Origin of the sequence: Nonomuraea solani (genome assembly GCF_900108335.1) — a bacterium.
Taxonomy (GTDB): domain Bacteria; phylum Actinomycetota; class Actinomycetes; order Streptosporangiales; family Streptosporangiaceae; genus Nonomuraea; species Nonomuraea solani.
In genome coordinates this window covers 1-22,109 of sequence record NZ_FNVT01000033.1, presented here as the reverse complement: position 1 = coordinate 22,109, position 22,109 = coordinate 1, and the positions used below count along the sequence as shown (strand labels likewise).

Sequence of the window (22,109 nt, the reverse complement as noted above, 5' to 3'; positions counted from 1 at the left end):
ATCACGCTCCGATCGGGAAGCGTCGGTCCAGGCCGGTGATGCGCAGCAGCCCGGCCAAGTGCGGGGGCAGGCCGGTCAGGGTCAGGGTGATGCCGCGTGCCCGGGCACGGCTTTGCAGGCCGATCATCACGCCCAGGCCGCCGGCCCCGCAGAAGGTGACCTGGGACAGGTCCAGGACGAGCGTGTCGGTGCTGTGGTCGAGAGCGTTGAGCAGCCGCTGGCGCAGCTGGGCGGTGGTGAAGATGTCGATGTCCCCCGACAGGTGCACGAGAGTGGGGGCCGGGGCCGTCACCCCGTCGAACGGGGCGGTGTCGAGGGCGGTCATGGAGGTCTCCTTACCGGAGAAGCTGCGGTGCGATGAGATGCCTGCCGGCCGGAGATCGGCCCGCCGCCTGAACGGGCGGTGCCCTGAACCGCTCAATCCGGCCGGCAGGCGGCACGTGGGTGACCTCACGAGAGTGCTGAGGCTTGACTGTTCGAGGTGGTCGCCTGCCGCGCGATGACCGATCCGCCGTCGTTCTCCCGGCGGGCGGAGCTGTCGGCGGTCCCCGCACGGATGGTGGCGGGGATCGCGGGCTCGGATGGCAGGCCGGCCAGGGTGAGGATGGCGTCGGTGGTCAGGCCGGTGGTGTCCCGGGCGGTGAGATCGAGCGTGGTCTCGGTGGTGCCGGGTGGGATGAGCAGCAAGACGATCGGCTCGCCGGTGGCGAAGGACAGAGTGATCACGCGCGGGTCGGTGTGGTGGAACCAGCCGATGCGGACCTGCCGTCCGCGGGCCGGGATGCGGCGCGGGATGCGCTCCCAGGCGTCTTGGTGCACGCTTATCCGTAGCGTGGTCCGGCCCAGTCGCTGGTCGACGGCGGCGATGAGAGAGGGTAGTTCGGCGGCGGCGTCGCGGGAGTAGGGCCACCAGGCGCCGTCCACCACGGCCCGGCGATCCAGCACCGGGTGCAGGCGGAGCCGGAGCGCGGAATCGCATCGCGGAATCGCGGACGAGGTGGGGCTGAGGGGTATGGGTGGAGAAAGAAGTGTCGGCATCATGGTCGGCTGACCTGTCCAGGCCCTGTTCGAAGGGGGCCGGTGGTGGTTCGCCGGGGGCGACGCAGACCTGAATGCCGACGCTCGGAAAGTCCTCGGTATCTTCAGTCTACCTCGCGGCGGCCCGAACGTCTCGGTCACGGCCCTTTGGACATCACCCGCCGCCAGAGCCGCTCCCCGAAGACGACAAGGCGGTCCGGCAGGTCATCGTGGGCGCTGTTCCGTGGGATGAGGCAGGCGCAGCAGGAGCAGGGCGGTGTCGTCGCTGTGATAGCCGCCGGTATGCACGGTCAGGGCGCTGGTGATGCGTTCCAGCATCTGCTCGGCGTTCAGGCCGTCACAGCCTGCCAGGAGCGTGCTGAGCGCGGGTAGCCCCCACAGGTCGTGACCGCCGCGGCTGTGTGCTTCGGTGACCCCGTCGGTGTAGAGCAGCAGCGCGTCGCCCGGAGCCAGCTCCACCAGCTCGGCGTGCAGGGCGGTGTCGTCGAAGTGGCCGAGCAGCAGGCCGGGCCGGCCGGCTTCCTCCACGGTCGCGTCGGCACGCCGGATCAGGGCAGGGGGGTGACCGCCCAGGCTGATCAGCCCGCGCGCGCCGCCGTCAGGGCCGGGCCGCAGCATCACGCACACCGCGGTCAGGAAGCGGTCGTTGACGCGCTGGCGGACCAGCGCGTCGTTCAGCCGGGTCAGTACGGTGGCCGGCGAGGCGTGCTGGGTGGCCTCGGTCCGCACGGTGTAGCGGGCCAGCGCGGTCACCTTGGCCGCCTCCAGCCCTTTGCCGGACACATCGCCCAGCACCGCGCACCACCACGGCGGCCGGGTGGGGAACAGGTCGTAGAAGTCGCCGACCACCGCCTCGCCGTTGCTGGCGGGCAGATACAGTGCGGCCGCGTCCAGCCAGGCCGGACGGGCGATCACCGGCGGCAGCAGGCTGTCCTGCAATGTCTGGGCCAGCCGGTCGGCCGCGGCTCCGGAGCTTCGCAGGGCGTCGATACGGTCCTGGGCCTGGTGCACCTGCCGGCGCAATTCGATCACATCGCTGACCGCGCCGGCCAGCCTGGTCAGGGTGTCGATCTGGCCGGCGGTCCATGGACGCGGTTCTTCATCGAGTACGCACAAGCCGCCCAGCACCAGCCCATCGGCCGAACGCAGGGGAAAGCCCGCCCAGGCGCCCACCCTCTTGTCGCGCACGCCCGCGAGGTGTGCCAGCCTGGCGTCGCAGGCGGCGTCCTCGGCGACCAGGGGACCAGCGGCGCCGGCCAGCAGATGACAGGCGTCGGTATGCAGCAGGACACTGCGCCGGCTGAGCGCCAGGGGCCCCCAGCCGACCGCGGCCTTGTAGAACGCGTGGCGGGCGTCGAACAACACGACCAGCGCCTGCTGGGTCCCGGCCGCTGAGGCCGCCAGCTCGCACAGGTTGTCCAAGTCCGGGTCCGGTTCGGTGCCCATCAGGGCGGTGGCGGCGAGTGCCGCCAGCCGGGCCGGGTTGTACACCTGCACCGGCATCGGTGGTACGTCCGCCAACACCAGCGGCTTCAGCGGAGCCTTCATCGCGCGCGCCCGCCTCCCGCCGGAAGGAGTGTCCCGGCAGCTCAGCCTATCGATGCGGCCCCCCGATCGTGGCCGGATGAGTCAACACCGTTGACCCCTTCAGCGTAATCAGCCACCAGCAGGCAGCACAACAAGCACGGCGATCTTGCTACCGGCGGGATGCTACCTGGCCTTGCGGACGCGGCCGGATCCCCGGCCCATCGCCGGGCGTCGACCTGCTGAGACGCGGGGCCGGGGCGCGCCGGCGGGCTCGCTATCGCCGTAACTGATGAGGCTAGCTGGGATTGCGTGTTTCCGCCGGGGCGCCGACCACCTTGACTGGTGGATGACCAGACGGCGCAGCTTGCGTCGCTGTCACCGTGAGGGGGTCGTCATGACCCTGGACGCACAAGGAACCAACGCGACCGACCGCGCGGGCCTGAACGGTCAGGCCCCGCGCTGCGATCACATCGACCAGTTCTCGGCTGTGGAGTACGGCCCACCCGAATGCAAGGAATGCCTGGCTCTCGGCCGGACCTGGACGCGGTTACTGGTGTGCCTGACCTGCGGGTGGGTCGCCTGTTCCGACAATTCGCAGGGCGGCCACGCCCGCGCCCACTACCAGGAGACCGACCATCCGGTGGTCACCACCCTGGAAACAAGATCGACCTGGCGCTGGTGCTACGTGCACCGCCGGACCGTATAGGCCAAGACGAAAGAGATCTTATGACCATTTCCGAACAGAGGGCGGAACGCCGCCAGGACTACGACGGCGCCTCGGCCTTCCCCGAGGCGGAACAGCACATTCTGGTCGGCCCCGCCCAGGCGGGGCTGACGGCGGCGATCGTGGTCCTGCCGTTCATCGGCCTCGGTATCGCGATCTTCCTGGCATGGGGGCAGGGAGTCACGCTCACCGATCTGCTGCTGGCGGCGATCTTGTACGTGGTGACCGGTCTCGGGGTGACGGTCGGCTTCCATCGCCTGCTCACCCATGCCTCCTTCACGGCCCGGCCATGGTTGCGCGTGGCGCTGGCGGTCGCCGGCTCCATGGGCTTCCAGGGCAACGTGATCGACTGGGTCGCCGTCCATCGCCGCCATCACGCCTTCACCGACCGGCCGGGAGACCCCCACTCTCCCTACCGGTACGGCACTGGTCTGCGCGGGCAGCTTCGGGGGCTTGCCCACGCTCACCTGGGCTGGCTGTTCACCGACGACCAGACCCCGGTCGAACGTTACGCCCCCGACCTGCTGGCCGATCCGGCCATGAGGAGGGTGGCACGCGCCTTTCCCGCGCTGTGCGCGCTGTCGCTGGCGCTGCCGTTCCTGGCCGGCTGGGCGATCACCGGCACGCTGTACGGTGGCCTGACCGCTTTCCTGTGGGCCGGCCTGATCCGCGTCGCGCTGCTGCAGCACGTCACCTGGAGCGTCAACTCTCTGTGCCACGTCATCGGCAGCAGGCCGTTCAAGACCCGCCGTCACGACCGTTCGACGAACCTGTGGCCGCTGGCCCTGCTGTCCTTCGGCGAAAGCTGGCACAACGGCCACCACAGTGAACCCAGCTGCGCCCGCCACGGCCTCGACCGCGGTCAGATCGACCCGTCCGCCGCCGTGATCGGCCTGTTCGAGCGGTTCGGCTGGGCGAGCGACGTGCGCTGGCCTGACCAGGCCCGCCTTGAACGCCGCCGCGCCGGGCCGCGCCAACAAGCCCGCGCCCCGGCCCGAGACTGACCGGCGCCCCTTTTCGGTCTCGCCGCCGGCACGGCTGCCCACCGGTGCCGCGATGATCGTCATCGGCGGCCCGCTCAGGCGGCGCTTCGGCCGCACCACCGGCGACCAGCGTCGCCAGTAGCGAGCCCGGCGGACCCTTCCACCGCCAGGGCACGCATGCCCCGCCGCCTGCCGGGCACTAAGCCGACGAGTGACGCGTGCGTTCACACCACCACGTGACACCTACAGTGGAGAGTACGGCCCAGTTGGGCGCCGCCCGGGCGGGAAGGGGTGGCGGGCATGGAGTTGCGTCAGTTGCGCTATTTCGTGACGCTGGCCGAAGAATTGCATTTCGGCCGGGCGGCTGCGCGCGAGCACATCGTGCAGTCCGCGCTGAGCCAGCAGATCCAGCGGCTGGAACGCGAGCTCGGTGTGCGGTTGCTGGACCGCAGCACCCACCACGTCGATCTGACCCCGGCGGGCATGGCCTTTCTCGTCGAGGCCCGCCAGATTCTTGATCACGTGGGCCGCGCCGGGCAGGCGGCGCGCAACGCCGTGACGTCAGCGCCCACACTGCGCGCCGGCATCATCGACGCCGGCTATGACACCATGCCGAAGATCCTGCGCGAACTCCAGCGCACCCACCCTGACATCACGATCCATCAGGTCGAAGCCGGCACCCCCGAGCAGTACCGGCAACTGGCCGACGGCCGCCTCGACATCGCCATCGGGTACGCCTTACAGGCTCCGGCCGAGGTGTCCTCCAAGCTGATCAGGCTCGATCCGCTCGGCGTGCTGGTGCCCGACGGCCACCGCTTCGCCGAACCCGACGGTGTACCCGTCGCCGCCCTCGCCGACGAACTCCTGCTTCTCGGTGAAGAAGAACAGACCCCAGAGCTCAACCATTTCGTCATCACGCTGTGCCGCGCGGCCGGGTTCGCGCCAACTCTCTACGAGGGCACCGTGCAGAGCAGCCGTGCCGCCGCCGACCTCGTCCTTCAGCATCGTTGCGTGCACTGCGTCCCCTCCTCCTTCCGTACCTCCAACCGGCCGGGCACCACCTGGCGGCCCCTGATCGAACCCGCCACGCACTACCCCTGGTCCCTGCTGTGGCACCAGGACAACCCCTCGCCCCACATCGCCACCGTCATCGACAGGGCCCAGCACCTGGCCGAGCGGCTCGGCTGGCTGGAACCCATCAGCCCTGCCACCGGTCCCACGCCCGTCGGAGAGGCCCCGAGCGTCGTCAGCCCCACCGCGCGAGCCTCGACGATCAGACCCATCCCCGAGCGGTGATCACGAAGCACACCGCCCTCGTGCCGGCAGGGCCTCAATGGGGAGAAACCCGAGGTCATGAGGGATCTGGCCGAGTGGCCAGGTCGGTGACGTCTCCGGTGGTGCTGGTGGCCGCCAGCGCGGTGGCGAACAGGATGAGCTGGTTGAGCACTTTGAGGAAGAGCAGTATCGCCACGGCTCCGGTGACGACTTGGTAGGCGGGGTTGGCGGCGGTGAGGTTGAGCAGGGCTTGGCCGAGGGTCTTGAGGATCTCCAGGCCGATCGTGAGGATGAGCGCCGGCCCGATCACTCGGCGGAGCGGTAGGTGCAGTCGTGGTGGCGCGGTCAGCAGCGCCATGGCCAGCAGGGTGTTGACTCCGAGTCTCAGCACGAAGGTCGTCATCGACAGCACCCATCGGGCCGGGGTGGCGTCGGCGCCGATGGTGTTGACCGCGAGCCAGGTCACCACCCATTCGGCGGCGAAGGCGACGGTGAGCGACAGGGAGAGCAGTATTCCGAGGCCGGCCACGATGCCCAGGTCGATGATCTGACGCAGGAAGAAGTTGCCTGGATATTCCTCGAGTCGCCAGATCGCCCTGGTCGCCGAGCGTAGGGTGTCCATCCAGAACAGGCCCGTCAGTGGTAGCACTACGCAGGCGACCAGCCCGGCTGTTCCCCCGGCGTCGCGAAGGGCTTGGACGTCCAGGCGGGGGAAGGTGTCGCTCAGGTAGCGCTGCATCTCGGCCAGCGCTGTCGGCTGGTCCAGAAAGCGGCTGAGGATGGCGAATCCCAGCAGGGCCAGGGCGAAGGTGGCGAAGAAGGCGTAGTAGGTGAGGGCGGCCGCCAGCCGGCCGGCGTCGGCCTTGTCGTAGCGGATCAGGGCGCGCGCCGTGTGATCCAGCCAGCCGTGCCGGTTCCTCGCATGCTTCCAGCCTGCCGCCATCCGGCCGGCCCAGCGCCGTGCGGCGCTCATGGCCGGAGCCGGGACGCCGGCAGAATGCGGCCGTGATCGCGCGCTGTGGTCTTTCGCAGAAGATGGCTCACCGCGCCGCCGTGGATAGCTGATAGGGCGGAATGACCCCTACCCATGAAGCGAATTTTATTTCTCCCACATTTCCCTGGCCCAAGGCCTGAAAGTGTTGCCAATCCCCTGCATGCCGGTCACGCCATGACGGCGAAGCGTTGGTCCAAGCCGGTGGCCTGCAGCAGCCTGGCGATGCGTGGCGGAACGCCGGTCAGGGCGAGGGTGATGCCTCGGGCCTCGGCACGTTGCCGGACGCCGATCAGTACGCCCAGTCCTCCGGCGCCGCAGAAGGCGACCTGGGACAGGTCCAGGACGAGCAGGCCGGTGCTGGTGTTGAGTGCGTTGAGCAGTCGCCGGCGTAGCCGCGCTGTGGTGAAGATGTCGATGTCCCCCGACAGATGTACGAGAGTCGGTGCCGAGACGCTCGCCCCGCTGGGCGGGGCGGTGTCGATGACGGTCATGGGTTTCCTTACTGGTGAAGCCGAACGTAGGAGATGCCTGCCGGCCGTCCCGTCGCCGCACGGAACGCAGGGCGCAGGGTGGGATTCGGCCGGCAGGCTCGCCAGCGTGAGGATGCCGTCGAGCGCCAGGCCGGTGGTTTCCTGGGCGGTGAGTTTGAGCGTGGCCTCGGCGGTGCCGGCAGCGGTGCCCGGCGGGATGATCAGCAGGACGATCGGGTCGCCGGCCGCGTCATGGGAGTAAGGCCACCAGGCCCCGTCCACCACGGCCTCCCGGTTGGGCACCGGGTGGAGGCTGAGCCGTGGCGCGGAATCGATCCGCGGGATCGCCGAAGCGGTGCGGGTGGTGAGAGAAGTGCCGGCGTCATGGTCGCCTGACCCGTCCGGGCCCCTTCGAAGGGGCCGGTGGTGGTTCGCCGGGGGTGACGCCGACCTGACTGCCAACGCTCGGGAAAAGTCCTCGGTGTTTTTAAGTGTACCTGGTCACTGGTTATGAACACGCTGCACTCGGTATCAACCTAACAATGCGACCAGGCCTGATTGACGCTACCGTCCAGCAATTCGACGTTGCCGGCAGCCAGTGCTGAGCCGGTCTTCCACCACAGGCTCCGGTTATCAGCTAAGGAGATGAGTTGCGCTTGAATTGACCGTTTCCTTTGGCTCCGTACTCCTGTGCGATGGGGAGGACAGAACGGATCTCGGAGACGCGACGCACGGTTTTCACCTCATCCCCGATCGCCGGTTCAAGGCTGACGTGTCGCGTGCCCTACCGCCTCCACGGCTATCGACGGCCTGCCCCATGCCGTCACAGGAGAGACCCATGAGCGAGAGCACAGATACCAAGCCTCCCATTGTCCTCATTCATGGGCTGTGGCTGACCCCGCGCGTCTGGGAACACTGGATCGAGCGCTACACGAGGCTGGGCCACCAGGTGTCCGCCCCGGCCTGGCCGGGCATGGAGATCGAGGTTGAGGCCCTGCGCAAGAATCCGGAGGTCATGAACGGCCTGGGCGTCACCGAAGTGGCCGACTTCTACGAGAAGGTCGTCCGCGAGCAGGCTCAGCCACCCCTCATCGTCGGCCACTCCTTCGGCGGCCTGATCACGCAGATCCTGCTGGACCGCGGCCTGGGCGTCGCCGGCGTCGCGATCCACCCAGCCCCGATCAAGGGCGTGCTGCGCCTGCCGCTCAGCAGCTTGCGTTCGGCCTTCCCGGTGCTGTCCAATCCCGGTAACCGTTCCAGGACGGTGGCGCTGAACGCCCGACAATTTCATTACGCGTTCACCAACACTCTGACCGCGCAGGAGTCCGAGGCGATCTACCAGCGCTACCACGTGCCCGCCCCCGGCCGGCCGGTGTTCCAGGCCGCCACCGCCAACCTGCTACGGCACCCCGCGACCCGAGTCAACGTGCACAACGACACCCGAGCCCCGCTGCTCCTGATCGCCGGTGGCGCCGACCACACCGTCCCCGTCACGCTGGTACGGGAGACCTACCAGCGCTACCGCAAGTCCCGTGCGGTCACCGACTACCAGGAGTTCGCCCGCATGCCGCACTTCTCCCTCGGCGTCCCCGAATGGGAGAAAGTCGCCGACCACGTCGTCCACTGGGCACAGCGGCACATCGCGAGATACGCCAGAAAGCACCGCGAAGACACACGATAAGCGCCGCCGCACACAACACCGGCTTGCCGGCCACGTCCAACTCCCCGCACCACCAGCATCTCCACGCCCGATCGCATGGGCGGCGCCGCGTCACGTGAGCTTCGGGGGCGGGTCTCGCACCGGCGTCGCCGCGACCTCGAACAGGTCGCCGGGCTTTCAGCCTGGCGGCGATCTTGATGGTCTCGGCCGGCGTGAGCTGGTGGAAGACCACGATGTCGTCGACCCGGTTCAGGAACTCGGGCCGGAAGTGCCGCTTGAGCTCTTCCTGGATCTTGGACTTCATCCGGTCGTCGTCGGAGTCGGTGTCGTTGGACTTGGCGAACCCGACCCCGATACCTCTACGCGGGTCCCTCGGCGTCGGTAAGACCGAGCTGTCCAAGGCTCTGGCGGAGGGCCTGTCGCGTTCCATCCGGCGCACCCGCGCCGGTCTGAAGGACCCGCGCCGTCCCGGCGGCTCAGACGCCCCCGACATGGCCGCGCTCACGCTCGCCGCCGGCACGGGCGGCGTCCGGCCCGCCGACATCTTCCAACGTGATGTCCCGAACGGGGGCCCTGCCTGGCCGCGACGACTCGGCCTCCTGGGAGAACGAGGGTGGCCGCGTCACCGATCCCGGCCCCCTGCGGCCCTTCGGGGTCTAGCGCGTGCCGCAACCTGAGCCCGCCGGTCCCGCTGGTCGCCGGCTTCAGATGCGCACGGACTCGGCGCGGATCCGGGACACCCGTTGCCGGGCGCTCATCCGCTCGGGCAACGAGCAGGTCCGCTCCGCCTGCTTCCTCCGGTCCTCTGACAAGAGAGGAACTCCGACCATGAACTCGACGATCCCCTTCGCCACGCGAGCCCCCGCATCCGCGGTCAGGCCGTACCCGATCCGGGTGCACGCCCAGCAGGGTGAAATGGCTGCTGATCGTGCCACCGAGCCGGATCAACCTCTTGGAGGAGCATCCCGACGATGTCGGCCGAGCGCGATCCGTGCGATGCCCTGGGTCCTCGGGCGGGGCCTGCCTTCTCGACACGAGCATGGGCGGTACACGGTCCGATGAGAGAAGGGGTGACCGAGCGCCGAAAAGCACAGCGATTTCCCGGCGATGGGGTAGACGCCGCTTCGGCGGCGGCCCTGGCTGCGGCTGACGCGACGGCGCATCAGCGCCGGGCACGCTGGACGGGCTCGCGAAGAGAGTGATCACGTTGAGGATGGCGTCTTTGGCCGATGACCCGTTCTCTCTGCCGACCGCGTGACTGGTCATGAACATGTTGCTCGCAGCATTCCGTCCGCACCGGAGACGACCCGGCAGCCTGGGTTCATGTCGACGCCGAGCACGAAGACGGGGGCGTTCGAAGATCCCCGGATCGGGACCTTCGCTGGGGCGACATCCCGCACCACGTCGTCGCTGTCAACGCGCTCGGCATGACCGACGGTGAAGTGGTCAGGGGCCGCCAGAGGCCGGATCGGCGGGTGACGCACACCCGTAATGGGCCCTTCTGGCCAGCGCCTGGCCGGCCTCGATGTTGAGCAACCGCGCGGTGCCGGCCATCTCAACGAGTTGATCAGGCGTCATCGCCTCCAGGTAAACGGCGAGCCGCTGCAGGTCACCGTCGCGGGCCATGCTCATCGCGTTCTGGAAGGCGAGAGATCGCGAGGCCATGCCGATCGCCTCCAAGACGCCGGTCAGGGCCTGGTCCACACCGTTGTCGGGATCCGCACACCGCGGAGGCCGAGCATTCGACATCATTCACCTTGCCGTCCTTGAGCTCCGAGCAGGTCCGGCCCCGTCGGGCCGGCTGTCCGATCGGCTGGTCTCTGTCTTGCGGGGCTGGTATTCATCCTGGCCTTCAGCCGTCACCTCTCGGTCAGGGCTGCTCACGACCGGTGTGGCTCGCAGCCCTGGGAACACGATGCCGAGCCGGCCTCTGCGCCAAAGGGCTCGCGTGGCTTTCGGGGTGTTGACCGCTGCGGACTGGGAGCTGGAGGGGACGTACGCGTGGTTCGGCGTCCTGGTCGAGGCTGAGGTCATCGCAGCGGGAGCCGGGTGCCTCCCGCGGGCCAGGCGCGGCACGTCCTGGTGGATGGCGTGGTGGGTCGCGCTTGTGGTGGTGACGCATTTCCTGCCCCTGCCCCTGGCGCTGTTGCCGAACGACTGGTCGCGCTCGATGTGGTGGTACGACGCGTGCACGGCACCATCACACCGAGCAGCCGGTCGGCCGGGCCGCCCGAACTGGGCCGCGATGCCGGTCAGGACGTGAGCGGGTCCTGCTGGGGCGAGGCCGGCGGGCCTTGGCCGGAGTCTGGTGGCGGCAGGTCGGTGGTGCGCGTCACCACTGATCGGGCCAGGTCGGTGAGGTGCTGGTGATGGCTGCGGGCGTGCTGGCGCAGCAGGGTGAACGCCTTGTCCATGGGCAGGGCGTGTCGTTCGCTGAGCATGCCCTTGGCCTGTTCGATGACCACCCGGCTGGTCAGGGCATGCTGCAGTTGCTCCGACAGCACCTGGCTTTCGCGGATGGCCCGTTCTTGCAGCAGTCCGATGGTGGCGATGTCGGCCATGGCCTGGGCCAGCGCGGCGGTGCCCGCGTCCAGCTCGCCCGGCTGCAGTTGGAACAGGTTCATCGCGCCGATGATCTGCTCGCGCAGCCGCATCGGCAGTGCGCTGACCGCGCCAAAGCCCGCGAGGCGGGCCTGCTCGGCGAACCGCGGCCAGGCGCCGGCCTGAGGACCGGCCAGGTCGGCACAGTGCACCGGCCGGCCGGAGCGGAAGCAGACCAGGCAGGGGCCTTGGTCGTTCTGCAGCTGGAACAGCTCCAGCAGCCGGGTCTGCTCGCTGGAGGCGCCCATCAACTGCAGCCGGCCGCGCTGGTCGGTGACCAGCAGGCCGACGGCGTCCACTCCGAGCAGGTCCATACATCGCTCGGCCAGGCCGTGCATGAAGTCGATCAGGTCGAACCCGGTCACCAGCGTGTCGGCCAGCGCGATGAACGCCTCGGCCACCTGTCGTTCCGGGCCGCGGGGCGGGGAAGTCTCCACCTTTGGCAGCCTACGCCCGCCCACCCCGCCCGAGCAGAGGAGAACCGGCCGGTCCGCTCAGGTCTCGTGGCCGGAGAAGCGCAGCGTGTGCTTCACTACCCGCCGCGCCACCTGGGACAGTGGTTCGTCGGAGGCGAGCGCATACGCGCGCAGCCGCAACAACGCCTCCTCCACCGAACAGTCGGCCTGCACCGCCACGACGCCGCTGGCCTGGTGGATCTCCGCCCCCAACGCCAGAGCCCCGACCGGCATCGCCTCGCCGTCGCCATCGACCATGACCATGTTCAGCAGCAGCAGCAAGGCCGCGTCGGCGAAGTGCCGCGCCTGCGCCCGCTCGGCCTCACTCAACACCCGCGGACGGTCATGACACAGCGCCAGAACCCCGACGCTGACCGGACCGGCCAGCAACGGGAAGGCGAACACCGCCCGCACCCGGGCCGCCTGCGACAGCGCGGTGAACAACGGCCAGCGCTCCTGTGGCCCACGCCCGCGCAGATCCCCGACCAGCACCGGCACGCGGCTGTGGACCGCGTCCACGCACGGCCCGTCCCCGCTGGTCAGCTCCGCCTCCAGCAGATCACGACCCAGCGCGCCGACCATGTGTAACGGCATCAGCTGTATCCCGGGAACGCCGCTGATCACCGACAACCCGCCCCCGGTCAGCCGTAGTGCGTCCACGCACGCCGTGCACACTTCCTGCGCCCCGACCGGCCCGCGCCGGCCTGCCGCGGCAGCGCCGATCACCTCCCAGACGCGCAGCGCTTCATCGTCCACTCGCCATGACCGCCCGCCCCGCGTCCGAAGGACACGTAGCCTTCACCGTACGCTCCCCGCCACGGCGAAAGGGCCAGACGACCGGGCTCGGCGACGGGGCGGAAGCGCGAAGACTACAGCAGGACGTGATCCAGCCCGGTCAGCAGAACGTGGGCAGTTGACGGCTCGGCTGATCACCCTGCCGACCCAAACCGGTGAGGCCGCCATCTGAACACCGAACTCAGGCGCAGCCTCGCCGATCCTCCGCTGGGCGTGCGGCTTTGTCCTCAGCGGCTATCGCATGCAGCCCGGTCGATCCCTTGCCCGCGCTGCGAAGAGATCGAGCGGATCGCTACGAGAAACGATGGGCAGCGGATCTTTTGGCTACGGCGGTGGGAGGTCCGCGCTGGTGAAAATCTCCGCCCGATTGTGGGTCGGCGGGCCTCAAGGTCGTGGTCCGGCAGGTCGGGACGATCCAGCGACCTCTCTTACAAGATCTCGCCCGGCCCCCTGAACCGTCGGGCGCCGCGTCGCGACCGCGTCGATCTGCTCCCGGCCATGCGGCGATCGCGGCCGCTCGTGCCCGAGCCCGTGAGGATGTCCTGATCCGGTCGACCAGGCCACGCCTGCTGTGAGCAGTCCGAAGAGCCCGGCCATCGCCGCCCCGACGGCCGCCCGGCGGGCCTTGGCGCTGCCGGGTTGGGATCCTCTCACTGACGGCGCGGCGATTCCGGGCATGAACGGTGAGGTCGCTGCCACGGGGATGTGCATGAGAGTGGTCGCTGCCGGCTTGTCCTTCAGTGGCCATAGATCCGCCACGCGCTGGAGTTGCTCGCGCGCGCCGGCTGCGTCCAGTCGCGTGGCAGGGTTCTTGTCGAGCAGGCCGGCGAGCACGGTCGCCAGCGGTCCAGCCCTTTGGAAGGGGTCGGGTGGGTCGGCGAGCACAGCAACGAGCGTATGAATCGCCGTGTCACGGCCGAAGGGGGGCCGCCCTTCGACGGCCATGAAAAGGGTGGCGCCCAGCGACCACAGGTCCGACTGCCGGCAGGTATCGCCTGTGACCCGCTCAGGAGCCAGGAAGGCCATGGTACCGGTCAGCGTTCCGGTCTCGGTGAGGGAGGCATCGCCGTCCATCGCGGCGATGCCGAAGTCGGTCAGGACCACGCGACCGTCATGAGCCAGCAGCACGTTGTCCGGCTTGACATCCAGGTGGACGATCCCGGCCGTGTGAGCGGCGCACAGCCCCTGCAGCACGTCCAGCCCGATATTCGCCACCACGCGCGGAGACAGCGGCCCGTCCTGGGCCACCCTTTGACCGAGCGTTCGGGAGCGCACCAATTCCAGCACGATCCAGGGCTGACCGGCCACCTCGACGACGTCGTACACACCCGCGACATTGGGATGGCTGATGCGAGCCATGGCGCGTGCCTCCTGACGTGTGCGCTCGGCCAGGATCGTCCGTTCGGGCCCGGCGGGCAACGGCACCTCCTTGATCGCGACCTCGCGGGTCAGCAGCTCATCATGACCGTGCCAGACCGTTCCCATGCCGCCTCGCCCGAGAGGTTGGAGCAGCCGGTAGCGGTCGGCGAGAAGAGAGGTATCCAGCGGTGTATCGAGCCTGCGATACTCGGCTGCCGCATCGACGTCATGCCTGGACGAGAGGTCGAGGACAGGCCATTGCCGGTAGGTGGAGGCGCCGGCACTCGCCAGGAGCGCCATCCGATCGTGATCGCCGGTCGGTAACGGCCTGGTCTGTGGCGCCTGGCCAGCCCTCGCCATATCCACATTCCTGTCCGCCAGCCGTCACTTGGGCGCCGATGCCGGCGCACGCCGCCCGAAGACGGGCAGTAAGACAAACCCAGCCAATGCCGCTGACCAGCAGACGGCTACCGGCGTTTCGAGCAAAGCTCATCACCGTAGCTGATCACCGATCAAATCCCTTCGGCAGGCCCCGACGGGGCCCACCGATCCGGGCCTTCTGCCGCACAGCCGCCAGACGGTTCTCGTCGCCCGTGCTCCGCTTCGGTGATCGGCTGTGGTGATGAACTCTTCTGGGATCGGCGGTGTCCGTACCGCACGCGGGGATGTTGGCTCAAGGAGAACGAGTTCGACAGCCGGCTCCGGCGAGTCCGCGGGCGGTCGGCCCGCTGCTTCGACCGGTCCGGAAGACCGATCCCGCGCAGCCATCGATCGCCGCACTAGGAGTTCGGTCATGGGCATCATCGCCTGGATCATCCTCGGATTGGTAGCCGGACTGGTGGCCAGAGCGCTGGTCCCCGGCAAAGACCCGCAAGGGCTGATCATCACCTTCGTGTTCGGCGTCGCCGGCGCACTGCTGGGCGGCTTCGTCGCCACGCAGCTGTTCCACGTCTCGGGTGTTCAGGGGTTCTTCAACCTGTCCACCTGGGTCTGCGCCATCGTCGGTGCGGCTGTTCTGCTGCTCGCCTACAACCCTGTTCACCGGGCGACACCGGCCGAGCGCGGTGGCGTGGGTGTGACCTGCATCGCCATCGGGGCCATTCTCACTTCGCGCTGAGCAGGGGAACGGTCGACGGCATCGGCCCGACCGGGGAACGTCCATCCGCTCGGGCGATGCGAAGGCATCGAGTCTCCAGGGGAACAAGGACCGTCCGCAACCAGCTGCCGATGCCCGTGACCGCCACCCCGCCCTGCACGGCGACCTCAAGAGAGTTGATCGCATGGACAGCCGTAACGACGAAGAGCCTCTCGACCACGCCACCGACGTACCGCCGCCTCAGCCCGCGCCGGCTCGAGAGGACGACACAACGGTCCTCACGCCGGACAAGCTCGTCTTCGACCCGGCGGCCGAACCCGCGCCACCGCAACGCGGCTCGTTGCTCGGCAGCGAACCGAGCGGTGTCCTGGAGCGCTGGCACGATCTCCAGGCGTCCTTCGTGGACGACCCGCGCGAAGCCGTCCGGCGAGCCGACTCGCTCATGGACGAAGTGATGACCTCCATCCGCGAGACGCTGGAACGCCGCCTGGGTGAGCTCCGGGAGCCCTGGAAGAACACCGACCAGGACGACACGGAGACCGAGCGGCTGAGGATGGCCCTGCGCGCCTACCGCAACGTCCTGCACAAGCTGATGCCGCTCGCCGACGACCACGCGACGCGGTGAGGTGGCTCGCGCTGGTTTGGGGCGGCCCAGCCGCCTGACCAACACCCTGCGGGACCTGCGTGAGGGAGGCGTTGACGTTGTGCCGTACGCGCTGCCCGTTCAACGTTTCGGAGGGGGCGTACGAGATATCCGCATCCTCCAATGCCTCGATGACCCGGTTGCCGCGGATCAGCAGACGTCGGCACTTCTGGCGTGCCGGTAGGCGCCAGAGTGCGCCCGCCGGGTGTGCTTGTCCCGAGAAGGGGCCACCACCGGCAGGGCTCAGTCGGTGCTCGACCACGCGCCTGCGGCGGGCGTATGGCGTTCAGTGTCGGTGCGCGTCAGATGGCCTCATCACTATGGCTGATGGCACTCGGGGCACCTTCGCCGGATGCCGTCCCGATGGCCGGGGCGGCGGATTCCAGCCAGCCGAGCCGTTCGGCGAGTTGGCGTGCGCTGTTGATGACGGTGGCGATGTGGGAGGAGGGGTTGTCCTGGTGCCACAGCAGGGACCAGGGGTAGTGCGCGGTGGGTTCGATCAGGGGCCGCCAGGTGGTGCCGGGCCGGTTGGAGGTGCGGAAGGAGGCGGGGACGCAGTGCACGCAGCGGTTCTGGAGTACGAGGTCGGCGGCTGCGCGGGTACTCTCGACGGTTCCCTCGTAGATGGCCGGAGCGATCTCGGCCGAGCGGCATAGCTGGAGGACGAACTCGTTGAGCTCCGGGGTCTGGCTTTCCTCGCCGAGTAGCAGGGGCTCGCCGGCCAGGGCGGCGACGGGTACGCCGTCCGTCATGTCGGCGAAGGCGTGGTCGTTGGGCACCAGCACGCCGAGCGGATCGAGCCTGATCAGCTTGGACGTCACCTCGGCCGGGGTTCGGGAGGCGTGTCCGATGGCGATGTCCAGGCGGCCGTCGGCCAGTTGCCGGTACTGCTCGGGGGTGCCGGCTTCGACCTGATGGATCGTGATGTCGGGGTGGGCGTGCTGGAGTTCGCGCAGGATCTGCGGCATGGTGTCGTAGCCGGCGTCGATGATGCCGACACGGAGCGTGGGCGCTGAGGCGGCGGCGCTGCGTGCTGCCTGCTCGGCCCGGCCCACGTGGTCGAGGATCTGGCGCGCCTCGATGAGGAAAGCGACACCCGCCGGGGTCAGGCCGACGTGGTGAGTGCTGCGATCCAGTAAGCGCACGCCTAGCTCGCGCTCCAGTCGCTGGATCTGCTGGCTCAGCGCGGACTGCACGATGTGCTCGCGGGCCGCGGCCCGGCCGAAGTGCAACTCTTCGGCCAGCGTCACGAAATAGCGCAACTGACGTAATTCCATGCCTGCCACCCCTTCCTGCCTGGGCGGCGCCGATCCGGGCCGTCGTCTCCAACTCTAGGTTCCTCGTGGGCGTGCGAACTTCTGGAAGCGGGGCACTACTTGCTGGGTTGAGGTGTCTGGCAGGCGATCTTCGGGTTCATGCCGAGATAGTTGAGGGGGCCTGCCAGGATCGTCACCGCGATGGTGGCCACCTGATTGCAGTTCTCCACTGGTCGTGTGTAGTAGTTGCGCTGGCCGGCGGCGATGGCGCCGGCGATCAGCCACAGGATCAGCACTACTGATGCGATGCGCATCGGTCCTACCTCCATCTTCGTTCTTGCGCGGGGGTGTCGGGCGGGTCATCGTGGAGTTCACCGGCGTCCGGGCGGGATCCCGGCTCGAGACCTGGACCGGCCGGGCGGTCTGTCGAAGTGAGGATCAGCGCTTGAACGCGTTCCTGGCCTTCCCGCCGGGCTGCCTCAGATCGCCTGCGACAGCGTGCACAGCGTGGGGAAAGGCGCGTGCCGCCCGGGCGATGGCCGGATCGGCCAGCATAACTCTCGGGTAGGGTCTGGTCGTCGGTGAACAGCCAGCCCAGGTGGGCGTGGGCAAGCCCGGCTCCGCAGCCGAGAGCAGGACGATGTGATCGCGACGCGTCGCCTGACCGTTCAGACCGACGCGCGGTCACGTTCATTCCTTCTGCGTCCCGGGTCATCACGACCCCCTCACGGTGACAGCGACGCAAGCTGCGCCGGCTGATCAGTCCTCAGTCAAGGTGATCCGCGAGCCGATGGAAACGTCCATTCCCAGCAAGTCTCATCACCTACGGCGATAGCGAGCCTGCGGGCGCGTTGCCGACGCGCCGTGAGTGAAGGCCGATCAGCGTGCCAGGTGAGTGACGTAGAGTCGAGGTATCCGGAAACGACGACATCCCGCCGCTTTTGAGGTGCCTGCCAGGCCGGCTCACCGAAGGGTTGTCATGGGCATCCTGCACCGCTTCCGTACCAAATCCGCGCCATCCGCTGAGACGACTGAAGCCGATGTGCCCCAAGGCGAGAGCTCACCGACGCCGGCCGTGCGCTCCAGCGCCGAGAACTCCAGGCCGGTGCCCGTCACCCGCACCAGCGTGGCCTGGGCGGGCGTGTGGGCCGCCGCGCTCGTGTCCGTCGCCTTCATCGTGTTCATGCTGCAGAACACCACCGTCACGCAGGTGTCCTTCCTCGGCCTGCACGGCACGCTGCCGCTCGCGGTCGCGATGCTGATCGCCATGATCAGCGGGATCCTGCTCACCCTGGTGCTCGGCACTGCCCGCATCACCCAGCTCCGCCGCCTGGCCAGCCGGCGCCGCCGCCAGAACCGCTGATCGGCGCGCACTCCCCACGCATCAGAACGCTTTTCGCCACCAGAGCATCCGCGTAATCCCAAAACAGCCCAAAGGGAGTGTGTGCGCTGAAGGCGTGGGCAGGCGAACGGGTCCCAAAGGGGAAAGGACGCTGCGTGTGTGATGGGAGGGAACCGGCATGGAGCCGACGGGTGCAGGCGTGGTCGATCGGGAGCGACTCAGCGCGGTACCGATCATCGACGGCCGTAAATCGGTCGCGGCGGTAATCGCGTTGTGGGTATTCGTGCTGGTGCCGTTCGCGGCTCTCGCAGCAGCCGTGCCAGCGGCCTGGGGATGGGGGCTGAGCTGGACCGACGTAGCGATCGCGACCGGCACCTACGTCCTGACCGGGCTCGGCGTCACGGTGGGTTTCCACCGCCATCTCACGCACGGCGCGTTCAAAGCGGGCCGTTGGCTGCGGATCGGCCTGGCCGTGGCCGGGTCCCTGGCCGTGCAGGGCTCGGTCATCCAGTGGGTGGCCGACCACCGGCGCCATCACGCCTTCGCCGACCGTGATGGCGACCCGCACTCGCCCTGGCGTTACGGGCACAGCGTGCGCGGTCTGGCCAAAGGGCTGCTCTTCGCGCATGTGGGCTGGATGTTCGAGCGTGACCGCACCAACCGGCGGCGCTTTGCCAAGGACCTGCTCGCCGACGCCGATATGGGCCGGGTGGACCGGCTGTTCGGGCCGCTGGTCGCGGCCTCCCTGCTGCTGCCGCCCGCCGTCGGCCTGCTGGCCACCGGCACCTGGCGCGGCGCGCTGACCGCGTTCTTCTGGGGAGCCCTGGTGAGGATCGCGCTGCTGCACCATGTCACCTGGTCGATCAACTCCGTCTGCCATGTCTTCGGCGAGCGGCCTCTGAAGACCCGCGCCGGGGACCGGGCCGCGAACTTCTGGCCGCTGGCGATCCTGTCGTTCGGCGAGAGCTGGCACAACGGCCACCACGCTGACCCCACCTGTGCCCGCCACGGTGTGCTGCCCGGCCAGATCGACATCTCCGCCCGGCTGATCCGACTGCTGGAAAGGCTCGGCTGGGCCCACGACGTACGCTGGCCGAGCCCGGCCCGCCTGGCCGCACGACGCCGCGAGTTCTCGCCATGACCGGCCCTGAGAAGCTACGGCTCAGCCTGGATTACGACCACGCCCACGGAGCACGGTGGCCCGGCGCCTAAGGGCCCGTACCGTCGCCCGGCATCCGCGGAAGACGCCGCCCGGCGCATCTGTCCGGCGAGCTTGTACGGCGCCCGGCCCGCGCCCAACCTGCGCAGACGCATGCACGGGCGACAGCCTGAATGTCGAGATCAGGGATCACGGTCACCGCACCGATGAGCAGGAGCAACCGCCGGCACAGGCGGTGACATCCTTCCTGGGAGGGGTTATCGCCGGCCGGCCCAGCGGCCAGTGCGCCGGCCGGTGACCAGGTTGTAGGCGAGCAGCAGGGCTGCCGCGCCGACGACGGCGCAGATCCAGGTGGACAGGTTGAAGAAGCCCTGGATGCCTGAGACGTGGAACACCTCGGTGGCCACGAAGCCGCCGAGCAGCGCGCCGGCGACACCGAGCGCGAGGGTGATGATCAAACCTTGCGAGTCTTTGCCGGGGACCAGCATTCTGGCCAGCAGGCCGGCGACCAGCCCGAGGATGATCCAAGCGATGATGCCCATGGCCGTACTCCCTGTGGCGGTGCATCGATGTCTGCGTGGGATCGGTCTTCCGGACCGGTCGAAGCAGGGTGCCGGCCGCCGGCCGGTTGCCGGCACCGACGGTCACACTTGTTCGCTTCGAGCCAACCCCCCCGGCTGCTGAGGCGGAAACAGGCGATTCGGGAAGGGGCCATCAGTTGAACCGATCAGCGAGGCGAAGGATGGTGTGGAGCAACCAGCGATGAGCGCGGCGGAAAGACGGCCTCGCCATGACCACTGACCGATCACGATCGCCCGGTCGGTGCCGACCGGCTCACCGGCGCCCGTCTCGTTGGCCCGCGCCACCTCTTGTCTGCGGTGCGCTGGCCGCCACTTGGCGGCGCAGGTCGATGATCGGCTGCAGGAGCCACAGCCAGCAGGTCGCCAGCGCCGCCGCGGCGCCGAACACTATGGCGAGCCAATTGCCGAGCACGACCTCGGCCACCAGCGCCATCGCGGCGGTGATCGCGACCGCCAGGGATACGGCGCCGGCCAGGCCAAGCTCGTTGGCGCGGCGGACGATCTTCTCCTTCAGCCCGGTACGGAACAGCAGCCGGTGCTGAACAGCGGGCGTGATGAAACAGAGCGAGGCGGTGGCCGACCCCGTCAACGCGATGAAGAACAGCCAGTGGCCCGAGGTGTCCACCTTGGCGAAGCCGCTCTGAAACGGCATCGCCAGCAAAAAGGCGAACAGCACCTGCACTCCGGTCACCATGACCCGAAGCCCCTGCAGGAGCTCGGACAATTCACGGTCGATGCGTTCCTTGTGGCTTTCGTCGGCGCCGCTCTCCTCAGCCGTCCCAGCCGAGGAGTCGCTATCGGGGAGAAGGCGGCTTTGGCTCTCCTGATGAGGTAATGCCATTGGTCTGACACCTCCATGAGTTTCCGTGGCGCGACCATGGGCTGGATCCATCGATCGCGTTTCCGGCTCGCGGCCTCCTGAGCGCCTGCGGCCTACCGGCGGGGACCCGTAGTTCCGCGTGGCCGTGTCAGGGGTGCTCGAGCGGCAGCCCGATCACGGAGGGGCCGCTGGTCGTCGCCGATGAGGTCGTCGAACAAGGCGTGATAGTGCGTCATGGCCTGCCGCAGCTCCTGGATCGACACCCACCTGCCCGCGGCGCGCCCGCTGATCTCGTGGGCGTGGCGGTAGTGCTCCAGGGTGCGGCTGTGTCCCAGTGACAGGTCTGAGGCCTGCTGCGCGAAGTCCTCAGTGCTGTATCCGCGCTTGGCCATGACGGCCCGCACCAGCAGATCGGCCTCGCAGACGGCGGGACTCGGCTCGTTCACGAAACGCTCCTGAACCGCGGCCCACCTGTCGGCATAGCCGCGGCGTGCGTCTGGATCGAGCGGCTGTACGTCGAGTGAGCCTGATCGCGTTCGACGGACTCGCATCGCACGCTCGGCCGTCCTGCGGGTGACCTCTGCGGCAGCCGTGCGTTCGTACTCGGGGCCGAATCGCTCGCGCAGGCGATCTCGACGCCTCCGCAGCAGGCAGAAGCCGGAGACTGGCACCACCACCATCGCCCCGGCGATGATGGACACCCACATCACGGTCTCGGTTGACATGACCGCCTCCGCCCCAGTAGCGCCGGTGCATCCCACCCGAAGACAGGTAACCGGACACTGTCAGTCAACGCCGTCTGCCCGGAGACGGATATGGACATTCCGAGCAAAGCTCATCGCCGGAGCTGATCACAGCTCACCCCCGGATGGGCAGCACTCTCGCCTCTCGCCTCGACGCAAGGCTCCGCGCCCCAGCCGCTGGTCGTGCGTCTCCGCCCGCTTCCGAACCCGTCAGTTCTCCTTCTCAGGAGGTACGGTCTGCGCCGGTGGTTTCGGGGCCGGTGCTGCCGGGAGGGGGATCGGGTCGTTCTTGAAGAGTTCGGGTATGGCTCGGTAGAGGATGGCGGTGATCGGCACGGCCACGACGGCGCCCGCGATGCCGGCCAGGATGCCGCCGACGGCCAGGACGAGGATGATCGCCAGTGGGTGGAAGTGCAGTACCCGGCCGACGATCAGTGGTTGGAGCACGTGGTTTTCCAGTTGTTGCTCGACGATCAGGATGCCGATGAAGATCAGCGCGTAGATCGGTCCCTTCGCGCCGAGCGTGACCAGGGTCGCGACCGCGCCGGCGAACAGGATGCCGACGATCGGGATGAAGCCGGCCAGGAA

At 68.7% G+C, this 22,109-nt stretch carries 24 protein-coding genes; 9 read left to right on the top strand and 15 right to left on the bottom strand.

Annotation, left to right across the window (positions count from 1 at the left end; all coding sequences use genetic code 11):
* Nucleotide 1 precedes the first annotated feature (1 nt).
* The 3 genes from C4V41_RS55390 to C4V41_RS55380 all read right to left on the bottom strand — a co-directional run bounded on the left by C4V41_RS55390 (nt 2) and on the right by C4V41_RS55380 (nt 2,586).
* A complete protein-coding gene (locus C4V41_RS55390) occupies nt 2-325 on the bottom strand; it encodes an STAS domain-containing protein (RefSeq protein WP_103964131.1) in 324 nt (107 codons plus the stop codon).
* 125 nt (nt 326-450) lie between these two features.
* Nucleotides 451-1,038: a DUF5994 family protein gene (locus C4V41_RS55385; RefSeq protein WP_268808920.1), complete on the bottom strand. Its 588-nt coding sequence runs from the start codon at nt 1,036-1,038 to the stop codon at nt 451-453.
* 204 nt (nt 1,039-1,242) lie between these two features.
* Nucleotides 1,243-2,586, bottom strand: coding sequence for a PP2C family protein-serine/threonine phosphatase (locus tag C4V41_RS55380; protein WP_103964129.1), 1,344 nt, complete (start codon nt 2,584-2,586; stop codon nt 1,243-1,245).
* 373 nt (nt 2,587-2,959) lie between these two features.
* Here C4V41_RS55380 and C4V41_RS55375 point away from each other — a divergent pair, with 373 nt between their 5' ends.
* The 3 genes from C4V41_RS55375 (at nt 2,960) to C4V41_RS55365 (ending at nt 5,568) form a co-directional block, all read left to right on the top strand.
* Nucleotides 2,960-3,271: a UBP-type zinc finger domain-containing protein gene (locus C4V41_RS55375; protein ID WP_103964128.1), complete on the top strand. Its 312-nt coding sequence runs from the start codon at nt 2,960-2,962 to the stop codon at nt 3,269-3,271.
* Between the two features lie 20 nt (nt 3,272-3,291).
* Complete coding sequence (locus tag C4V41_RS55370; RefSeq protein WP_103964127.1) at nt 3,292-4,293, top strand: acyl-CoA desaturase; 1,002 nt, start codon at nt 3,292-3,294, stop codon at nt 4,291-4,293.
* A 279-nt stretch (nt 4,294-4,572) separates the two neighbouring features.
* Nucleotides 4,573-5,568 (top strand): LysR family transcriptional regulator, encoded by a 996-nt coding sequence (locus C4V41_RS55365; protein WP_103964126.1) that lies wholly within the window; start codon nt 4,573-4,575, stop codon nt 5,566-5,568.
* Nucleotides 5,569-5,623: 55 nt separating this feature from the next.
* Here the strand turns inward: C4V41_RS55365 and C4V41_RS55360 are convergent, their stop codons facing one another.
* Both C4V41_RS55360 and C4V41_RS65010 read right to left on the bottom strand, forming a co-directional pair.
* Nucleotides 5,624-6,520: a YihY/virulence factor BrkB family protein gene (locus tag C4V41_RS55360; protein ID WP_103964125.1), complete on the bottom strand. Its 897-nt coding sequence runs from the start codon at nt 6,518-6,520 to the stop codon at nt 5,624-5,626.
* Between the two features lie 188 nt (nt 6,521-6,708).
* A complete protein-coding gene (locus C4V41_RS65010; protein WP_235030988.1) occupies nt 6,709-7,314 on the bottom strand; it encodes an STAS domain-containing protein in 606 nt (201 codons plus the stop codon).
* Between the two features lie 535 nt (nt 7,315-7,849).
* On the opposite strand from C4V41_RS65010, the gene C4V41_RS55350 reads away from it, so the two are divergent.
* The gene (locus tag C4V41_RS55350; RefSeq protein ID WP_103964124.1) at nt 7,850-8,692 is read left to right on the top strand and encodes an alpha/beta hydrolase; all 843 of its coding nucleotides are present in this window, start codon (nt 7,850-7,852) and stop codon (nt 8,690-8,692) included.
* Nucleotides 8,693-10,117: 1,425 nt separating this feature from the next.
* On the opposite strand, the gene C4V41_RS55345 is transcribed toward C4V41_RS55350, so the two are convergent.
* Complete coding sequence (locus tag C4V41_RS55345; protein WP_146104201.1) at nt 10,118-10,336, bottom strand: hypothetical protein; 219 nt, start codon at nt 10,334-10,336, stop codon at nt 10,118-10,120.
* A 283-nt stretch (nt 10,337-10,619) separates the two neighbouring features.
* Between C4V41_RS55345 and C4V41_RS55340 the strand changes: the two genes are divergently transcribed.
* Nucleotides 10,620-10,934 (top strand): hypothetical protein, encoded by a 315-nt coding sequence (locus tag C4V41_RS55340; RefSeq protein ID WP_103964122.1) that lies wholly within the window; start codon nt 10,620-10,622, stop codon nt 10,932-10,934.
* Here the strand turns inward: C4V41_RS55340 and C4V41_RS55335 are convergent.
* The 3 genes from C4V41_RS55335 to C4V41_RS55325 all read right to left on the bottom strand — a co-directional run bounded on the left by C4V41_RS55335 (nt 10,924) and on the right by C4V41_RS55325 (nt 14,181).
* Nucleotides 10,924-11,709: a GAF and ANTAR domain-containing protein gene (locus C4V41_RS55335; RefSeq protein ID WP_235030987.1), complete on the bottom strand. Its 786-nt coding sequence runs from the start codon at nt 11,707-11,709 to the stop codon at nt 10,924-10,926. The two genes, C4V41_RS55340 and C4V41_RS55335, sit on opposite strands and share 11 nt — an antisense overlap.
* A gap of 57 nt (nt 11,710-11,766) precedes the next feature.
* Nucleotides 11,767-12,483 carry a GAF and ANTAR domain-containing protein gene (locus C4V41_RS55330; RefSeq protein ID WP_103964121.1) on the bottom strand — a complete coding sequence of 239 codons (717 nt, stop codon included), beginning with the start codon at nt 12,481-12,483 and terminating at the stop codon, nt 11,767-11,769.
* A gap of 423 nt (nt 12,484-12,906) precedes the next feature.
* Nucleotides 12,907-14,181 (bottom strand): serine/threonine-protein kinase, encoded by a 1,275-nt coding sequence (locus C4V41_RS55325; RefSeq protein WP_160150742.1) that lies wholly within the window; start codon nt 14,179-14,181, stop codon nt 12,907-12,909.
* Nucleotides 14,182-14,674: 493 nt separating this feature from the next.
* Here C4V41_RS55325 and C4V41_RS55320 point away from each other — a divergent pair, with 493 nt between their 5' ends.
* Nucleotides 14,675-14,998, top strand: a complete 324-nt coding sequence (locus C4V41_RS55320; RefSeq protein WP_103964119.1) for a GlsB/YeaQ/YmgE family stress response membrane protein — start codon at nt 14,675-14,677, stop codon at nt 14,996-14,998.
* A 163-nt stretch (nt 14,999-15,161) separates the two neighbouring features.
* Complete coding sequence (locus C4V41_RS55315) at nt 15,162-15,602, top strand: hypothetical protein (RefSeq protein ID WP_103964118.1); 441 nt, start codon at nt 15,162-15,164, stop codon at nt 15,600-15,602.
* Between the two features lie 320 nt (nt 15,603-15,922).
* On the opposite strand, the gene C4V41_RS55310 is transcribed toward C4V41_RS55315, so the two are convergent.
* The gene (locus C4V41_RS55310; protein WP_103964117.1) at nt 15,923-16,897 is read right to left on the bottom strand and encodes a LysR family transcriptional regulator; all 975 of its coding nucleotides are present in this window, start codon (nt 16,895-16,897) and stop codon (nt 15,923-15,925) included.
* Nucleotides 16,898-16,992: 95 nt separating this feature from the next.
* Nucleotides 16,993-17,190: a hypothetical protein gene (locus C4V41_RS55305; RefSeq protein ID WP_103964116.1), complete on the bottom strand. Its 198-nt coding sequence runs from the start codon at nt 17,188-17,190 to the stop codon at nt 16,993-16,995.
* A 761-nt stretch (nt 17,191-17,951) separates the two neighbouring features.
* Between C4V41_RS55305 and C4V41_RS55300 the strand changes: the two genes are divergently transcribed.
* Both C4V41_RS55300 and C4V41_RS55295 read left to right on the top strand, forming a co-directional pair.
* On the top strand, nt 17,952-18,239 hold the full coding sequence (locus C4V41_RS55300; RefSeq protein WP_160150741.1) for a lipopolysaccharide assembly protein LapA domain-containing protein: 288 nt from the start codon (nt 17,952-17,954) through the stop codon (nt 18,237-18,239).
* Between the two features lie 157 nt (nt 18,240-18,396).
* Complete coding sequence (locus tag C4V41_RS55295; RefSeq protein WP_103964114.1) at nt 18,397-19,359, top strand: acyl-CoA desaturase; 963 nt, start codon at nt 18,397-18,399, stop codon at nt 19,357-19,359.
* A gap of 275 nt (nt 19,360-19,634) precedes the next feature.
* Here C4V41_RS55295 and C4V41_RS55290 read toward each other — a convergent pair whose 3' ends face one another.
* The 4 genes from C4V41_RS55290 to C4V41_RS55275 all read right to left on the bottom strand — a co-directional run.
* Entirely contained in the window at nt 19,635-19,919 is a 285-nt protein-coding gene (locus C4V41_RS55290; protein ID WP_103964113.1) for a GlsB/YeaQ/YmgE family stress response membrane protein, read from the bottom strand.
* Between the two features lie 292 nt (nt 19,920-20,211).
* The gene (locus C4V41_RS55285) at nt 20,212-20,799 is read right to left on the bottom strand and encodes a DUF6328 family protein (RefSeq protein ID WP_146104200.1); all 588 of its coding nucleotides are present in this window, start codon (nt 20,797-20,799) and stop codon (nt 20,212-20,214) included.
* 92 nt (nt 20,800-20,891) lie between these two features.
* The gene (locus tag C4V41_RS61380; protein WP_146104199.1) at nt 20,892-21,224 is read right to left on the bottom strand and encodes a hypothetical protein; all 333 of its coding nucleotides are present in this window, start codon (nt 21,222-21,224) and stop codon (nt 20,892-20,894) included.
* A gap of 507 nt (nt 21,225-21,731) precedes the next feature.
* A partial coding sequence (locus C4V41_RS55275) for an AI-2E family transporter (protein WP_146104198.1) occupies nt 21,732-22,109 on the bottom strand: 378 nt, incomplete at its 5' end.

Excerpts from the sequence above, each read along its gene's own strand:
- C4V41_RS55345 (WP_146104201.1), bottom strand. The coding sequence starts at position 10,336 with ATGGCCTCGCGATCTCTCGCCTTCCAGAACGCGATGAGCATGGCCCGC.
- C4V41_RS55380 (WP_103964129.1), bottom strand. The coding sequence starts at position 2,586 with ATGAAGGCTCCGCTGAAGCCGCTGGTGTTGGCGGACGTACCACCGATG.
- C4V41_RS55315 (WP_103964118.1), top strand. The coding sequence starts at position 15,162 with ATGGACAGCCGTAACGACGAAGAGCCTCTCGACCACGCCACCGACGTA.
- C4V41_RS55385 (WP_268808920.1), bottom strand. The coding sequence starts at position 1,038 with ATGCCGACACTTCTTTCTCCACCCATACCCCTCAGCCCCACCTCGTCC.
- C4V41_RS55285 (WP_146104200.1), bottom strand. The coding sequence starts at position 20,799 with ATGGCATTACCTCATCAGGAGAGCCAAAGCCGCCTTCTCCCCGATAGC.
- C4V41_RS55370 (WP_103964127.1), top strand. The coding sequence starts at position 3,292 with ATGACCATTTCCGAACAGAGGGCGGAACGCCGCCAGGACTACGACGGC.
- C4V41_RS55320 (WP_103964119.1), top strand. The coding sequence starts at position 14,675 with ATGGGCATCATCGCCTGGATCATCCTCGGATTGGTAGCCGGACTGGTG.
- C4V41_RS55375 (WP_103964128.1), top strand. The coding sequence starts at position 2,960 with ATGACCCTGGACGCACAAGGAACCAACGCGACCGACCGCGCGGGCCTG.
- C4V41_RS55350 (WP_103964124.1), top strand. The coding sequence starts at position 7,850 with ATGAGCGAGAGCACAGATACCAAGCCTCCCATTGTCCTCATTCATGGG.
- C4V41_RS55325 (WP_160150742.1), bottom strand. The coding sequence starts at position 14,181 with ATGGCGCTCCTGGCGAGTGCCGGCGCCTCCACCTACCGGCAATGGCCT.
- C4V41_RS55290 (WP_103964113.1), bottom strand. The coding sequence starts at position 19,919 with ATGGGCATCATCGCTTGGATCATCCTCGGGCTGGTCGCCGGCCTGCTG.
- C4V41_RS55295 (WP_103964114.1), top strand. The coding sequence starts at position 18,397 with ATGGAGCCGACGGGTGCAGGCGTGGTCGATCGGGAGCGACTCAGCGCG.
- C4V41_RS55360 (WP_103964125.1), bottom strand. The coding sequence starts at position 6,520 with ATGAGCGCCGCACGGCGCTGGGCCGGCCGGATGGCGGCAGGCTGGAAG.
- C4V41_RS55390 (WP_103964131.1), bottom strand. The coding sequence starts at position 325 with ATGACCGCCCTCGACACCGCCCCGTTCGACGGGGTGACGGCCCCGGCC.
- C4V41_RS55365 (WP_103964126.1), top strand. The coding sequence starts at position 4,573 with ATGGAGTTGCGTCAGTTGCGCTATTTCGTGACGCTGGCCGAAGAATTG.
- C4V41_RS55310 (WP_103964117.1), bottom strand. The coding sequence starts at position 16,897 with ATGGAATTACGTCAGTTGCGCTATTTCGTGACGCTGGCCGAAGAGTTG.
- C4V41_RS55305 (WP_103964116.1), bottom strand. The coding sequence starts at position 17,190 with ATGCGCATCGCATCAGTAGTGCTGATCCTGTGGCTGATCGCCGGCGCC.